The sequence below is a fragment of the Pseudoclavibacter helvolus genome (genome assembly GCF_014191305.1).
In the GTDB taxonomy this organism is placed as follows: domain Bacteria; phylum Actinomycetota; class Actinomycetes; order Actinomycetales; family Microbacteriaceae; genus Pseudoclavibacter; species Pseudoclavibacter helvolus.
This window is the reverse complement of record NZ_JACHWJ010000001.1, coordinates 453,607-468,739: the sequence shown is the minus strand read 5'-3', so window position 1 is coordinate 468,739 and position 15,133 is coordinate 453,607. Positions and strand designations below refer to the sequence as shown.

Genomic DNA, 15,133 nt, shown 5'->3' with positions numbered 1-15,133 from the left:
TTGGAGCACCTCTCGATCAGGTATGGCAAGGGCGGCCTCCCCGGTTACCTGCAGCGGCCGGATGCGCCTGCGTCAGACGGTGGCGCGCCGCTGCTTGTTCTCGTCAACGGCAGCGACGGGACGCTGACGGACCTGTACGCGACCATTGGCGCGTCGGCCGCGGCTCGCGGCTACGCCGTTCTGTACTTCGACGGGCCGGGCCAGCAGAGCCAACTCGTTGCGGGGTCGCACTTCAGGCCTGACTTCGAGGCCGTGCTGACGCCGGTTCTCGACCACGCCATGGCCCTGCCCGGCATCGACGCATCGCGCATCGCGGTCTATGGCGTGAGCCAGGCCGGGTACTGGGTGCCGTGAGCACTCGCCTTCGAGCACCGAGTGGTGGCGGCGATCGTCGACCCCGGCGTGACGGACGTCTCGACTTCCTGGGTCAAGCACCTCCCCTCGCCGCTGCGACACGAGCTCGAAAAGGGGTGACTCCAAGCACTTCGACCAGTACATGAAGCTCGGCCTCGGCCACAGCGCAGCAGAGCGCGCAGTCTGGAGCTTCCGCGCGAAGCCCTACTCGAGCACCGGCTACTTCGCGGTCTACCGCGAGGTCGGGAAGTACCGTCTGACGCCGGAGCTCGCGAGCTCGATCTCGACGCCGCTGCTGGTGACGGCGCCGGAGAACGAGCAGTTCTGGCCCGGCCAGTCAGAGCAGCTCGCCGCTCTCGTTCCCGAATCGGAGCTTGTGCACTTCACGGCGGTCAACGGTGCCGACTCGCACTGCGAGCCGCTCGCCCGCACAGCGGTGAACGAGGTGCTGCTCGACTGGCTCGACGCGCGCCTTTCGCACACCGAAGCTACCGCCATGGCCGGCGCTGCGACCGCCTAGCGTTCAGCATCAGCCGACAGCCAGCTGCCGCCCGCCGACTGCCGCCTCTAGGCCTCCCGGTTTGCGCGCTTACGAGCGCAGACCAGAGGCAGGACGAGCGCAGACCGGAGGCACAACGAGCGGAGACCGCGCCGCTCGGCGCCCCCGCCGCCTACTCGCCGCGCTTGGCCACGAGCCCATCGCGAACCTGTCGGCGGAGGACCTTGCCGATGAGCGACTTCGGCAGCTCGTCGACCAGGACAACCCGCTTCGGCACCTTGTAGGAGGCGAGGCGCGACCGACAGAAGTCGCGGAGAGCGTCGGCGTCGAACGTCGCCCCGTCGCGGAGGACAACGGCGGCGGTGACATCCTCGCCGCCGGACGAGCGCGGGAGGCCGACGACGGCAGCTCCCTCGACATTGGGATGAGCGGTCAGCGCTTCCTCTACCTCAGAGGGCGACACGTTGAAGCCGCCCGTGATGATGAGTTCCTTCTTGCGGTCGACGACCGTCACGAAGCCGTCTTCGGAGACGGTGACGATGTCGCCGGTCCGGAGCCACCCGCCCACGAGCAGCACTTCGCGGGTCTCGTCCGGGCGCTTCCAGTAGCCCTGGAAGACCTGCGGTCCGCGGATGAGTAGCTCGCCCGCTTCTCCGGCGGCACGGTCGACGCTCGGGTCGTCCGGGTCGACGACACGGATGTGCGTGCTCGGGAACGGCACGCCGACGGTGCCGGGGCGGCGGGTCGGGCCCACGGGGTTGCCGAGCGCGACGGGCGACGTTTCCGTCATGCCGTATCCCTCGACGAGCAGCCCGCCGGTGACCTCTTCCCAGCGCTCCACGGTCTTCACGGGAAGGCTCATGGCGCCGGAGATGGCGAAGCGGATGCTCGTGAAGCTGACGCCCTTGCGGGAGGCGGCCCGCGAGAGGGCGTCGTAGATGGGCGGCACGGCTGGCAGGAACGTGGGAGGTGACGTCTTGGCTGCCGCGACCACGAGGTCGACGTCGAACTTCGGGAAGAGCACGAGCCTCGCACCGATGCTCATCGCGAAGGTCAGGCATAGCGTCATCCCATAGGCGTGGAAGAGCGGAAGGACACCGTAGAAGACTTCACGCCCCTCAGTGAGGCCGGGGACCCAGGCCCGCCCCTGCGCCGCGTTGGCGCGCAGGTTGCGGTGGGTGAGGATGGCGCCCCTGGGGCTACCCGTCGTGCCACTCGTGTACTGCAGCAGGGCGACGTCGTCCAGGGCGGGGCTCGGCACTCGCTTCGAGATGCGCTTGGCGTTCGCGACTCGCTCCCACTTGAGCACGCGGCGGTCCGAGGGGCGTGCCGTCAGAGCGTCGCGGGAGTCTCTCGCCTTCGCGACGGGCAGGCGCAGCGCGAGCCGCTTGCCGAAGGGCAGCGCCGTGGTCATGTCGACGGCAATGACTTTCTCGGGAACCACGTCGCTCGGCAACTCGGAGATGAGGTCGGCGACTTTGTCCCACACGATCGCGATCTTCGCGCCGTGGTCCTCGAACTGGTGCCGCAGCTCGCGGGCCGTGTAGAGCGGGTTGTGCTCGATCACGATGGCGCCGAGGCGGAGAGCGGCATAGAAGGCGACGACGTGCTGGGGGCAGTTGGGGAGCACAAGCGCGACCCGGTCGCCAGCGCCGACGCCCAGCTTTCGCAGCCCCTCAGCAGCACGGGCGACCTGGTCCCCGAGCTCGCCGTAGCTCGTCTCGGCTCCGAAGAACTCCAGGGCAGGGCGCGAGCCGAATCGCTTCACGGCGTTGTCGAGCAGGTCAACAAGGGACTCTCGCACCTCGGGGATGTCGTGCGGGACGTCGTCCGCGTAGGCGGCCAGCCAGGGCCGGGCCGCGAGGGCGGAGCTGTTGCTGGTCTCGTTGGCGTCGTTCACCAGGGTCCCTTCGACGATCACGGCTGCGCGCACAGCTGTGCGCTCGAAGCCTAGGACGAGCCACTTGTGTTGGAGCCGTGCGTGTCGCCGCGTCGCTGTGCGGACCCGGGTGTGCATCCGGTCCCAAACACGGGCGAAGTCAAACCCATAGGCCCTCAATAGAAAAGTGCTTCAAGCTACAACCATGAAGAAGCCATCGAAGAAAGCCACCATCGGCATCGTCATCGCGGCTGTCGTCGTGGTGATCGGCATCGTCGCCGCAGTGTTCGGCCCCATGATCTACCGCGATGTCATCGCCGAGCCCGCCGCCGAAGCTCCTGCCCTCGAGATCGAGTCGACGACACCGAGCACCGGCGACGCCAGCTCGCTCGCCGGTTCGTGGACCGTCGCCGCGGGCTCCTACGCCGGCTACCGCGTCGACGAGGTCCTCAACGGCACGGACGTAACCGTCACAGGGCGCACCGAGACGGTCTCGGGCACCCTCACGACCACCGAAACCGAGCTCACGGCGGCGGACATCACGGTTGACGTCGCCTCCATCGCGACCGACGAGGAACGCCGCGACGAATACTTCCGCAGCTCAGCCCTCGACACCGCCACGAACCCGGAGGCGACCTTCACGCTCGACGAGCCGGTCGCCGCGCTCGAGGGACTCGCCGAGGGCACACAAGAGACGATCCCCGCCACCGGCACGCTCACCCTCAACGGCGTCAGCCAGCAGGTGAGCATCGACATCACGGCTGGCATCGATGGTGACAACGTGCAGGTCGCTGGCAGCATCCCCGTGACCTTCGCCGACTACGGCGTGGAGGCCCCGAACCTCGGTTTCGTCTCGGTCGAGCCGACCGGCGACGTCGAGTTCCTTCTGGTGCTCGAGCGCGCGTAGGAGTTCTCCCCGCGGTTGATCCTCCGCGGTTCATCCTCCCAGCGCCGCTGACCAACTTGCGTGACGAAACCGGCTGGTCCAGCCGGAACTCGGCCGAGACCGTTCGTCTGTCACGCAAATTGGTCGGCGGCGCTTCGGTGAGGTGAGGTGTCGCCCCGAGCGCAGGGCGCAGGGCGCGGGGCGCGGGGCTCAGGGCTCAGGGCGCGGGGCGCGGGGCGCGGGGCGCGGGGCGCGGGGCGCGGGGCTCAGGGCGCACGACTCAGCACTCAGCGCTCAGCGCTGAAGATCAAGCTCCTGAGTCGAGCGCGTCGAGCTTCCCTTGCAGCACGCGGCGCTGCTGCTCGTTGCCCGTCAGCTCGACGGCGACGCTCAGTTCCGACCTGGCCTCGTCGGTCCTCCCGAGCTGCGTCAGCAACTCTCCGCGGACGCTCGCCAGCAGGGGGCCTCGGCCGAGTGCACCGGATGCGCCGAGCCGGTCGACGATCGCGAGGGCAGTCGCGGGCCCGGTCGCCATGGAGACGGCGACGGCGCGGTTGAGTTCGACGATGGGGCTGGGAGCCAGCCGCCCAAGCACCTCGTAGAGCAGGACGATTTGAGGCCAGTCGGTGTCTTGCACGGATGCGGCGACCGCGTGGCGTTCGGCGATGGCGGCCTGCAAACAGTAGCTGCCTCGCCCCCTGCCGAGCGCATCCGCTTTCGCCAGCAGGGATCTTCCGCGGAGGATCGCAGAGCGGTCCCAGCGTCGCCTGTCCTGGTCCGCGAGGAGGGTCGGCGTGCCGTCCGGGGCTTCCCTGGCTGCGAAGCGTGAGCTCTGCAGCTCCATGAGCGAGAGAAGACCGAGCACCTCGGGCTCGCGCGGCAGCATGCTGCTGAGGGTTCGACCGAGACGCAGGGCCTCTGCGGCGAGGTCGGACCGAAGCCACCGGTCGCCTGAGCTGGCTGCGTAGCCCTCCGTGAAGATCAGGTAGATCAGGTAGATCACGGCGAGCACGCCGCCGAGCCGCGCCGACCACTCATTCGGGTCCGGCGTCTCGAACGGCACCTTGGCGGCGGCGAGGCTCTTCTTGGCGCGCACGATGCGCTGTTGCACGGTCGCGACGGGGACCAGGAAGAGGCGCGCGATCTCGTCGGTTGTGAGGCCGCCGACGATGCGGAGGGTGAGCGCCACCTGCGCTTCCCTCGAGAGAGCAGGGTGGCAGGCGACGAAGACGAGGCGAAGGACGTCGTCGCGGATCGGCTCCCAGGTGTCGTTGGCCGCGGCATCCAGCTCGCTGAGGTCGCGGGCGATGGCGCTGTAGCGGTCGTCGAGCCGGTCGCGGCGGCGCCAGCCGTCGATGGCCTTGCGTTTGGCGACGGCCGTGAGCCAGGCACCAGGGTTGACCGGGACGCCCGATGCCGGCCACTGCGCGAGCGCGTCGGGGACAGCCTCTTGCGCGAGGTCCTCGGCGAGGCCGACGTCGCCCACCACTCTCGTCAACGTCGCAACGATGCGGGCGCTCTCGATGCGCCAGACGGCCGCGACGGCCGCAGCGGACGCGGGCCGGCCGGGCGACGCGGGCTCATCAGGCAACGTGAACGGGCCCTCCGACGTGGGCTCGCCAGGCGACGCGATCGTACGCGGCGATGCGAGCCCGCCCGGCGAGACGGGCGTGGGGCGTGAGCCGGGATGGTCAGACAAGCTCGGTGAGCGGGCGGCGACCTCGTCGCCCGCTTCACCGCCTCGTTGTGGGGCATTCATGGCCGTAGCCGGTGTTTCGGATGCAGCTCGAGGCTCAGGCGCCCGCCTGCTGTTCGCGCCAGCCTTCCTCCTTGCGGAGGAACTCGTTGTCTTCGTGCCCGGCGAAGTCGCTCATGTCGGTGACCCGGCGCACTTCGAGCTTCGAGCCTGGCCCCTGCAGCAGGGCGCGTGATGCCCACTGTATGGCCTCGTCGCGGGTGGCCGTCTCGATGATCCAGAAGCCGTTGAAGAGCTCGTGCGTCTCACCGTATGGGCCGTCGGTGACGACGGGCTGCTCCCCCGTGAAGTCGACGACGAATGCGGTGCTGAGATCGTCGGCGAGGCCCTCGCCTGCCAGCAGGACGCCGGCTTCCATCATGGACTCGTTGTACTTGCCCATGGCGTTGATGATCTCGGCGAAGTCGGCGTTCTCGTAGGCGGCCTTAGCTTCGTCGGTGGCGCGCATGATGAGCATGAACTTCATGATGATTCGCCTTGTTTGCGGCCCTCGTGGGCCGGTTTCAGGGTGCCGATCAGCACCCGTCTCCTATGGCGTCGAACGGCGACCGGGGAACTCGACACGCGCCGTGAATCTTCTTGAGAATCTTCTCTGGGGCCGGTCGGCGCATTCTCGAGTCGGCTTGCTAGCGTCCCGGCATGACGAGCGATTTCGAACCACGCGTCGACCGCGTCTCACGGGTGTTGCCGGCGACCGCAGCCAAGATCTATGGGGCGCTGCTCGATCAGGGGGCGCTCGAGTCGTGGCTGCCTCCGGCGGGGATGACCGGCAGGTACACGCGCTTTGAGCCGTGGGTGGGCGGGAGCAGTGTGCTCGAGCTCACCTATTCGGAGGTGCCGCCTGGTGGCGGGAAGACGACCGAGTCGCTGGACGTGTCGGAGTCGGTGCTCGTGGAACTCGTCGAAGGCGAGCGGATCGCGCAACAGGTGGTGTTCGAGTCGGATGATCCGGGATTCTCGGGCACGATGACGATGGTGTGGGAGTTGGCGGAGTTTCCCGGCGGTACCCTGGTGACGGTGACTGCGTACGACGTGCCAGGCGGCATCAGTCAGACGGATCATGTCGACGGGATCTCCTCGTCGCTCGACAACCTGTCGACGTTTGTGGGTCGCTCATGAAGCAGCAGGTGAACTTCGTGACCTTCGCGACGCGTGACCTCGATGCTGCGCGGCGCTTCTACGTTGGGGCGCTCGGGTGGGAGCCTCTGTTGGATGTGGAGGGTGAGATCGTCTTCTTCCAGCTCGGGGCCGGGCAGGTGCTCGGCTTCTTCGACGCGGACAAGTTCAACCGTGATCTCGGGACAGGGGAAGATCGCTCGCGGGTCTCCGGGGTGACGCTGGCGCACAATGTGGGTAGCCGCGAGGAGGTTGTGGCAGTGGTTTCGGCGATGGCGGCGGGCGGAGGCCGGATGCTCAAGGTGCCGCAGGACGGCGACTTCGGCGGGGTCTTCCATGGGCTGGTCGAGGACCCGAACGGCGTGATCTGGGAGGTCGCGCACAACCCGGGATGGAGTGTGCTCGCCGACGGCACCGTCGTGTTCGGGCAGGAAGAGTAGCGAGCGGGTCGAGGCCTCCAGGACCGGGTCAGGGCGTCCCGGACCGGGTCGGAGCGAGGGCCAGAGGCGCGTCCGGGTCGGTTCAGCATCTCGGTTGCTCCGGATGCTCGTTGCAGTCGCCGACGGTGATGACGGTGTCGGCGTTGAAGAGTTCGAGGGCGACGGTGGTGGACGCTCGGTTGAGGGTCCCTGTCACCGGGATGCTGGCGCCGCTCGCGAGGGTGACAACAGCCGTGTAGACGACGGTGACGGAGGCGTTGACCGTTGCCTTCTCTGCGTAGACGTGGCTTGTCGAGGTGGCGCTGAAGTCGTCTTGTCCGAGGGCAGCCCAGGATGCGCCGGGTGTTGCGCTCTCCGCTGTGGTTCCGTCGCCGTAGTCCCACCGGTAGGTGATCGGGGTGAAGGTCACGGTGACGGGGTGGCCGAGGACGCTCCCGGAGGCGCTGTGCTTGGTGGCGGCCGTGTAGAAGTTTGTGTGGGAGCCGACGATGCTCCAGGTCGAGGGTTCCGCGGTGAGCGTCACGGATGCGGGCGCGAGCGTGAGGACGTCGCTGATCGTGAAGCTCGTCGGGGGTCGCGGAGGTGTCGTGGAGGGGCCGCCTCCGCCTCCCCCGCCGGCGTCGCAGGCACGGCACAGGACGGGAGTGAGGAGGGAACTCATCGGCGAGGCGAGCGCGCTGGCGCTCGGCGTGAACGGCGGCGGGCCGCCACTCGCGTCGCCGCCCGATCCTCCGCCGTCTGCACCCTCTGCCCAGCCGTCGTCTGAGGTGTAGCCGTCGCCGCCCGATCCCCCGCCGTCAGAGGAGTCGTAGGAATCAGATGGGCCGGGGTCGCCCACGTAGGTCTCCTCCACGTTGATGCTCACGCTGTCGCCGTCAGTAGACGCGGAAGGGCAGTCATCCCAGGCTGTTGTTCCAGCGGAGCAATTCGCTCGAAACGATGGGGCGTCTCCCGGGGCTATCGAAAGGTGGGCAGCAACTAGGCAGATCAACAGGAGTAAGCGCCGGGCCATGCTTCGTACCCTTCAACTTGAAACGTTCCTTCCAAACCCACGGCGGTCCCAACGATCGCAAACCGGGTCGCTGCATCAGGCCCTCTGACCGAATTGCCTTCCGCGTTCAGGGCGTGGTAGTTGCTCCTGTCCAGGCAGGCGTAGAAGGAGATGATGCTTGCGACGGCACCCGGATCGTGCTGAATGCTTTGAATTGCGAATGTGTCGGCGGTAGGTGCACCGGATATGACGTATCCAGACGATTGAGCTTCCCCGCGCGCCTCTTCAAACTTCAACACCAGCGCCTCCGTTGCCAGCGACTTGAAGGACTCACGATCAGTAGTACCCGATAGAAAAGCACCCTCAGCAGCCAGCACTTTCGGCACCAGCTCCTCCACGATCGCCAGCGCTTCCTCGTTAGTGGGAAGCGCTGGCGTGGTAGTCACCGAGGTGGGGCTGGGGGTCGGGGGCGGCGTGGTTTCTTGCGGCGTGCATCCGATCACCCCAACCGCCGCGCCGAAGCCGAGCAGAACAAGAATCAGGGCACCGATAGCCCCTCTGCCCTTCTTCGTTGAACGCTTGAACCTCTCCCCTGACTGCATGGGCGTCAAGGTAGCGGTTCCGGAGAATCCGCGCAGAAGTTATCCACAAGTCCACGCCAGTCGGCACCGCGGGCGCGTGCTGACTAGCATCGAGGGGTGACTATTCCGAGCGAATGGATCGAGCACCGACGCGGCGACGGCGAGCTGCTCGGCTGGATGCGCCCCGATGGCGAGGATTTTGTTGTGATCGACCTTCTCGGTCGCGAGCTCTCGGCGCCTCTCGACTGGTTCGAAGCGGAAACGCTACTGGAGACGACGGGCATGAGCTACCTCGCTGACGCCTACGAACTGTGCCTTGAAGACGGCGAGTGGACTCGGGTGCGGATCACTGAGGTGTCCGCGAACCGCGTTCGAGTGAAGCTCGAGGACTGGGGCGACATCACTGTGCCGACACGCGAGTACATCCTCCCGTTCCCGCCGACTCAAGATCTGCGGGTCTTCGGCGGCAACTGACACCCGCTGACTCGCCACGTTCTCGCGCGATCCACCGCGGATTTCACTCTCGGACTCCGCTGTCGGACTCCGCTCTCGGATTCCGCTCTCGGATTTCGCTCTGGGGTTCGCTCTCGGTTTCCCTCGTGGCTTCGCTCCCGAGGTCGCTCGGAGCCTTCTGGCGTCACAGTCTCGGTTCAAGGTCAGGCGCGTGTCTTTGTATTGAGCTCGCGACGCCGCCACGCCCTCGTTTGAGGTGGCGACTGGCCGGGTCCGTCGCTGTCGCCACCAGGAAGGGATCACGTCTATGGGCTACACCAAGGTCGGTACGCAGAACAGCACGGACATCGAGCTCTATTACGAGGACCACGGCGCGGGTCAGCCAGTGGTGCTCATCCACGGCTACCCGTTGAACGGCGCGAGCTGGGAGCGGCAGACGCGTGAACTCTTGGCGGCGGGATACCGAGTGATCACCTACGACCGTCGCGGTTTCGGGCAGTCGAGCAAGGTCACCGAGGGGTACGACTACACCACGTTCGCGAACGATCTGCACGTTGTCCTGGAGACGCTGGATCTCCGCGACGTAATCTTGGTTGGCTTCTCGATGGGCACCGGAGAACTGGCTCGCTATGTCGGCCAGCACGGGCACGAGCGGGTCGCGAAGCTGGCGTTCCTGGCGTCGCTCGAGCCGTTCCTAGTGCAGCGGGACGACAACCCGACGGGTGTTCCGCAGGAAGTGTTCGACGGGATCTCCGAGAACGCGAAGGCCGACAGGTTCGCGTGGTTCACGAACTTCTACAAGGACTTCTACAACCTCGACGAGAACTTGGGGTCGCGCATCAGCCAGGAAGTTGTGGACGCGAACTGGACGACGGCTACCCAGTCAGCGCCGGTCGCCGCCTACGCCGTCGTGCCTACGTGGATCGAGGACTTCCGCGACGACGTTGCTGCGGTTCGCGCAAGTGGGAAGCCGGCGTTGATCCTGCACGGGACGAGCGACAACATTCTGCCGATCGATTCCACGGGGCGTCCATTCCATGCGGCGTTCCCTGAGGCCGAGTACGTCGAGGTCGAAGGTGCCCCGCACGGTCTCCTCTGGACGCATGCCGAAGAGGTCAACGAGGCGCTGCTGAAGTTCGTCAAGGCTTAGACCGCAGGTCGGTTCGGGCCGGGACCGCAGCTCCAAGCCGCGGTCCCGGCCCTTCATCGGTTCATGCCGAGCGCGCCTGTCGCCATTGAGGGGCGAACGGCGAGCGGCGAGCGAGCGGCGAGCGCGCTGCGGCGTTGCCGCACTGGGCGGCGCCCCGTTACCTTCTTCATACCCAGTTCGGGGAGTGATCCTTGGAGGGTGTTGGCCATCCCGGGCTCGGCATGACTCTGTGCCCCCTGTCGCTGTTCATGATCTGGGGGGTGTTGTCACCGAGTCCCGGTTTGGCGGCTTGTGATCGCTGATAGGGACAGGGCCCGGACGTGTTCCGAGTGTCGTTCGTAACGTGGATGTCGAGACTCGCCGCTTCTTGGTTCGGCCAACGCTGGAACCGAAATTTGAGAGGGGAAGGGCTGATGGAAACAAGCATCACCGGACACGACAGCGTCGACGTGTTCATCGGTGTCGATGTCGGCAAAGGCGAGCATCACGCGGTCGCGATCGACCGCACGGGGAAGAAACTCTTCGACAAAGCGCTGCCCAACGACGAGAGCAAACTCCGCGCGCTCATCGATGGGTTGAAGGACCACGGGACGCTACTGTTCGTCGTCGATCAGCCTGCCACGATCGGCGCGCTGCCGATTGCGGTCGCGCAAGCCGCGGGAGTCCTCGTCGGCTACCTGCCGGGGCTCGCGATGCGCCGCATCGCGGACCTCCACGCGGGCGAAGCGAAAACCGACGCGAGAGACGCGGCCATCATCGCGGAAGCCGCCCGGACCCTCCCGCACGCCCTCCGATCGATCCAGCTCGCGGACGAGCAGGTCGCGGAACTCTCGATGCTCTGCGGCTTCGATGACGACCTCGCGGGACAAGTGACCGCGACGAGCAACCGCATCCGCGGCCTGCTCACGCAGATTCACCCCGCGCTCGAACGAGTCCTTGGCCCGCACCTCGATCACAAGGCCGTCGTTGATCTCCTCCAGCGTCACCCCGCGCCCGCGGATCTCGCGAAGCTCGGCCCGACACGGCTAGCCAACCGACTCGTAAAGCTCGCTCCCCGCATGGGCAAACGCCTCGCGGCCGAGATCATGCAGGCGCTCTCCGAGCAGACGGTCGTGGTCGTCGGCACGAACGCTGCCAGCCTCGTCCTGCCGCGCCTCGCGAAACAACTCGAAGACCTCCGCACCCAACGGGCCGAGATCGCGGTCGAGGTTGAACGGCTCGTCGATGCGCACCCTCTTCACCCGGTCCTGACGAGCATGCCAGGAGTCGGCGTCAGGACCGCAGCGAGACTCCTCACCGAAGTCGCCGGGAAACAGTTCGCGACCGCAGGTCACCTCGCGTCCTACGCCGGACTCGCGCCCGTCACGCGACGCTCCGGCTCTTCCATCCGGGGCGAGCACGCCTCCCGACGCGGGAACAAGATCCTGAAACGGACTCTGTTCCTCTCCGCGTTCGCGGCACTGAAAGACCCCGTCTCGCGCACCTACTACGACCGGAAACGCGCGCAAGGCAAACGCCACAACCAAGCCCTCATCGCACTCGCCAGACGACGCTGCGACGTCCTCTACGCAATGCTCCGAGACGGCACCATCTACCAAACCCCGACACCCCAAAACCCTTGACAAAACCATAGGGACCCCCCCCCGCGACCGGCCCAACTCGACGGTGCAGGTTCTGCGGATCCACTCGCGTTCCGCGGTTCCGTACTCGCAGGATCCACTCGCGTCCCGCGGGTCCGAGCTCGCAGGATCCACTCGCGTTCCGCGGGTCCAAGTTCGGTGACTCCACTCGAGTTTTACAGGTCCACCTTCTGCAGCCCTGGTCTCGTTCCGCGGTTCCAAGTTCGGCGGCGCCACTCGCGTTCCACGGTTTCAGGTTCTGCGGTTCCACTCTGGACGCGCGACATTGGAGCGCTCAGGTATGCGGCGGCGCGGGGTCCGGCGTCGGACGTAGTGGCCGACGGTCGCGACGACTCTCCATTGTCCGCCGGGGTCGAGTACGAGCGAGAGTCGTCCGCGGTGCACTTCGTGGTGGTGGAACGAGCACAGCAGAATGCCGTCCTTCACGTCGGTTGGTCCGCCCTCGATCCAGGGCAGGGCGTGGTGTGTTTCGCACCACCGTGCTGGCGCCCGGCATCCGGGTGCTCGGCAGTGTCGGTCGCGGACGAAGATCGCACGCCGCTGCGCCGTGCTGAAGAGCCGGCGGCGCCTGCCAAGGTCGAGGATCTCCCCCTTCGACCCCTGGCGAGCGATCCGGATGAAGCCGTCGCACATGACCTTCGCCGCGAAGGACGGCGGTACCGGCTCGCCGGTGTGCTCGAAGTGAGGCATGTCCTCAGGCCGCACAGCGTTTCCCTCGATCCCAGCCTCGGTTGACACGACGACGAGCGTGGGCGCTTCCCCGCCGATGCGGGGCGAGTCGGTCGATTCGGCGTAGGACGTCAGAATCGAGGCGAGCGCATCCATGCGCCGCTGCGGCTGCGTGCGCAGGTCCAGCAGCGGAACCTCCACCTCGCGACCCTCGCCGCCGACGTTATTCGTGCGTGCGCTTGTACCTGCACCCGTTTCTGCGCCTGCGCCTGCGAGGTCACTGTCGCGCGGATCGCCGTCTGCGCCGAGCGCCGCGGCGGGCGGCTCTCCGCAGCTCGTCGCAGCGGGGAACTCCACCGCCCGGTGCGGCGAGAGGAGCGCGTCGATATCCAAGATCAACTGCTCACCCTGCTCCGGTGTCGCGACGAACTTGCCCGTGATCGCCCCATCAGCGCGCCGCGACCACCACAAGCCCCGCTCCGCCGCGATCTTCTCGGACCTCGGCTCGTCACCGTCCGGATCCAGGTACGACACCCACATCGCGGCCTGCACCTCGAGCACCTTCGGCACCGCCGGCTGCTCGTCTTCGGGGTTCACCCCGCACGCCGACGCGACTAGCTCTGCCTCGGCGCGCGCGAGATCTTCCACGTCGATGCGGTCGCGCGTGTGATCAAGGCCCTTCGTGATCGCGGCCGCCTGCGCGACCGTCATCACTCCCGACGAAACCGCCTTGGACACCGCTTCGTACTTCGCGGGAATCGGCTCGCCCGTCATCCCCATCCGCTCACGCGTCGCGGAAGCGACCCTGACAAGCGTGTTCGCCTCGAACGGCTTCACGCCGAGCACCTGCTCGGCCATGCCGGCGAGATTCCGGAAGCCCGCCTTTCGCGCGACCGTCTCCGACCGCGGCGACTCATCCTCCCGACGCAACATCTCACCAGCAACTTCCACGAGCGCCGCGTCAAGCACTCGCCGACGAGCAGCCAACTCATAGAGAACGACCACGATCTCCGCGTCAGGGACTCCGGAGAGTTGGGTTCGGGCCTCGAGGAGCGCATCCACAACAGCCGTCTCACGAGACGAACTTCTGAATGACTCCGATGCCACGGTAACCTCCCCCCAAGATCACCACCAGCCTACCACTGGACCCAGAGAACAACCAGTCGTAGACCAGGCTTTTTCCGCGTATCTAGTACTTAGATTCGACATGATGCGATGCGCGCGAAACCCCAGATGGGCAGAGTGAATCCGCTCCGCCACACCCAGGTCCGCGCACGAGTCACATATCAAAGATCTAAAGGGACTGCCTCGACGACGGACCCACTCAGACAGCCGGCCGCCAACCAGCGGTCGACGACCAACCGCCAGTCAGCAGCCAGCCGTCGCGGACCGCCAGGCACCCCCTACACGTACTGCGCGTACGCCGGAAGGTCGAGGACGCCGTTGCCGGAGAGCCCGAGGACGATGACTTCCCCGTCCGCCGCCTGGCGGGCGTGCGCGATCGCGCCGGCGACCGCGTGCGTCGATTCGGGCGCCGGGATGATGCCTTCGCTGCGTGCGAAGAGGAGGCCAGCTTCGAAGGCGGCGTCCTGCTCGATCGCGATGGCGTCCATGAGGCCGAGGTTTACAGCGTGGGACACCATGGGCGACATGCCGTGGTACCGGAGGCCGCCGGCGTGGATGGACGGCGGCACGAAGTCCTTGCCGAGCGTGTGCATCTTGAGCAGCGGCGTGAGCCCGGCGACGTCGCCGAAGTCGTAGCGGTACTCGCCCTGCGTGAGCGACGGGCAGGCCGCCGGCTCGCAGGCGACGAGGCGCGTCTTGGTGCCCTCCCGTAGATTGCGTCCGAGGAACGGGAAGGTGAGGCCCGCGAGGTTCGAGCCGCCGCCGGCACAGCCGAAGATGATGTCGGGCACGGCGTCGCCGGCTTCCGCGAGCTGCTGCATCGCCTCCTGGCCGATGACCGACTGGTGCAGCATGACGTGGTTGAGCACGCTCCCGAGCGCGTAGTGCGCGTTCGGATCCTGGGCGGCGACCTCGACGGCTTCGCTGATGGCCATGCCGAGCGACCCCGTGGTGTTGGGGTCCTTGGCGAGCATCGCGCGACCCGCTTCGGTGAGGTCGGACGGCGACGGATGGCAGACGCCGCCGTACACCTCCATCTGCGCCTTGCGGTATGGCTTGGAGTCGTAGGAGGCGCGCACCTGCCACACCTCGACCTCGAGCCCGAGCAGCGCCCCGGCGAACGAGAGGGACGCACCCCATTGACCGGCGCCGGTCTCCGTCGTGAGCTTGGTGGTGCCCTCGAGCTTGTTGTAGTAGGCCTGCGCGACCGCCGTGTTGGGCTTGTGCGAGCCGGCCGGGCTGCCGCCCTCGTACTTGTAGTAGATGCGTGCCCCCGTACCGAGCGCCCTCTCGAGGCGTAGCGCGCGAACGAGCGGCGCGGGCCGCCACAGCGCGTACAGCTCGCGGATGGTCTGCGGGATCTCGATGTAGCGCTCGGTCGAGACCTCTTGCGCGATGAGCGCCATCGGGAAGAGCGGGGCGAGATCGTCCGGCGTCAGCGGTTCCTTGGTGCCCGGGTGCAGGTGGGGCGGCGTCGGCTCAGGGAGATCGGCGGCCAGGTTGTACCAGTGGGTGGGAACCAGCGACGGCACTTCAACGCCGAGCGGGTCGATGGAACGGGACTGGGTGGGCGACGGCGTTGTCGACACGGACT

General features: G+C 67.1%; 15 protein-coding genes. 8 read left to right on the top strand and 7 right to left on the bottom strand.

Going from position 1 to position 15,133, the window contains the following annotated elements:
- Complete coding sequence (locus FHX72_RS18755; RefSeq protein ID WP_244963961.1) at positions 1 to 354, top strand: alpha/beta hydrolase family protein; 354 nt, start codon at positions 1 to 3, stop codon at positions 352 to 354.
- Between the two features lie 142 nt (positions 355 to 496).
- Positions 497 to 874 (top strand): hypothetical protein, encoded by a 378-nt coding sequence (locus FHX72_RS18750; RefSeq protein ID WP_244963960.1) that lies wholly within the window; start codon positions 497 to 499, stop codon positions 872 to 874.
- 151 nt (positions 875 to 1,025) lie between these two features.
- Here FHX72_RS18750 and FHX72_RS02140 read toward each other — a convergent pair whose 3' ends face one another.
- Positions 1,026 to 2,753, bottom strand: a complete 1,728-nt coding sequence (locus tag FHX72_RS02140) for a long-chain-fatty-acid--CoA ligase (protein ID WP_338110017.1) — start codon at positions 2,751 to 2,753, stop codon at positions 1,026 to 1,028.
- 184 nt (positions 2,754 to 2,937) lie between these two features.
- Between FHX72_RS02140 and FHX72_RS02135 the strand changes: the two genes are divergently transcribed.
- On the top strand, positions 2,938 to 3,639 hold the full coding sequence (locus tag FHX72_RS02135) for a YceI family protein (protein WP_068492372.1): 702 nt from the start codon (positions 2,938 to 2,940) through the stop codon (positions 3,637 to 3,639).
- Positions 3,640 to 3,925: 286 nt separating this feature from the next.
- Here FHX72_RS02135 and FHX72_RS02130 read toward each other — a convergent pair whose 3' ends face one another.
- Positions 3,926 to 5,377, bottom strand: coding sequence for an RNA polymerase sigma factor (locus FHX72_RS02130; protein ID WP_183622765.1), 1,452 nt, complete (start codon positions 5,375 to 5,377; stop codon positions 3,926 to 3,928).
- A gap of 34 nt (positions 5,378 to 5,411) precedes the next feature.
- Entirely contained in the window at positions 5,412 to 5,840 is a 429-nt protein-coding gene (locus FHX72_RS02125; RefSeq protein ID WP_183622763.1) for a YciI family protein, read from the bottom strand.
- A 173-nt stretch (positions 5,841 to 6,013) separates the two neighbouring features.
- Between FHX72_RS02125 and FHX72_RS02120 the strand changes: the two genes are divergently transcribed.
- Complete coding sequence (locus FHX72_RS02120; protein ID WP_183622761.1) at positions 6,014 to 6,493, top strand: SRPBCC domain-containing protein; 480 nt, start codon at positions 6,014 to 6,016, stop codon at positions 6,491 to 6,493.
- Positions 6,490 to 6,930, top strand: a complete 441-nt coding sequence (locus FHX72_RS02115; protein WP_183622759.1) for a VOC family protein — start codon at positions 6,490 to 6,492, stop codon at positions 6,928 to 6,930. Before FHX72_RS02120 ends, FHX72_RS02115 begins: the two co-directional genes overlap by 4 nt.
- Before the next feature lie 82 nt (positions 6,931 to 7,012).
- On the opposite strand, the gene FHX72_RS02110 is transcribed toward FHX72_RS02115, so the two are convergent.
- Both FHX72_RS02110 and FHX72_RS02105 read right to left on the bottom strand, forming a co-directional pair.
- Complete coding sequence (locus tag FHX72_RS02110) at positions 7,013 to 7,795, bottom strand: hypothetical protein (RefSeq protein ID WP_183622757.1); 783 nt, start codon at positions 7,793 to 7,795, stop codon at positions 7,013 to 7,015.
- A gap of 122 nt (positions 7,796 to 7,917) precedes the next feature.
- A complete protein-coding gene (locus FHX72_RS02105) occupies positions 7,918 to 8,523 on the bottom strand; it encodes a hypothetical protein (protein ID WP_183622755.1) in 606 nt (201 codons plus the stop codon).
- A 96-nt stretch (positions 8,524 to 8,619) separates the two neighbouring features.
- Here FHX72_RS02105 and FHX72_RS02100 point away from each other — a divergent pair, with 96 nt between their 5' ends.
- The 3 genes from FHX72_RS02100 (at position 8,620) to FHX72_RS02090 (ending at position 11,727) form a co-directional block, all read left to right on the top strand.
- Positions 8,620 to 8,976: a hypothetical protein gene (locus FHX72_RS02100; protein WP_338110016.1), complete on the top strand. Its 357-nt coding sequence runs from the start codon at positions 8,620 to 8,622 to the stop codon at positions 8,974 to 8,976.
- Between the two features lie 286 nt (positions 8,977 to 9,262).
- Positions 9,263 to 10,105 (top strand): alpha/beta fold hydrolase, encoded by an 843-nt coding sequence (locus tag FHX72_RS02095; RefSeq protein WP_183622753.1) that lies wholly within the window; start codon positions 9,263 to 9,265, stop codon positions 10,103 to 10,105.
- Between the two features lie 413 nt (positions 10,106 to 10,518).
- Positions 10,519 to 11,727: an IS110 family RNA-guided transposase gene (locus FHX72_RS02090; protein ID WP_068483986.1), complete on the top strand. Its 1,209-nt coding sequence runs from the start codon at positions 10,519 to 10,521 to the stop codon at positions 11,725 to 11,727.
- Positions 11,728 to 11,976: 249 nt separating this feature from the next.
- On the opposite strand, the gene FHX72_RS02085 is transcribed toward FHX72_RS02090, so the two are convergent.
- Positions 11,977 to 13,521, bottom strand: coding sequence for a DUF222 domain-containing protein (locus tag FHX72_RS02085; RefSeq protein WP_183622751.1), 1,545 nt, complete (start codon positions 13,519 to 13,521; stop codon positions 11,977 to 11,979).
- Between the two features lie 296 nt (positions 13,522 to 13,817).
- Positions 13,818 to 15,128, bottom strand: a complete 1,311-nt coding sequence (locus tag FHX72_RS02080) for a TrpB-like pyridoxal phosphate-dependent enzyme (RefSeq protein WP_338110015.1) — start codon at positions 15,126 to 15,128, stop codon at positions 13,818 to 13,820.
- Between the last annotated feature and the right edge of the window lie 5 nt (positions 15,129 to 15,133).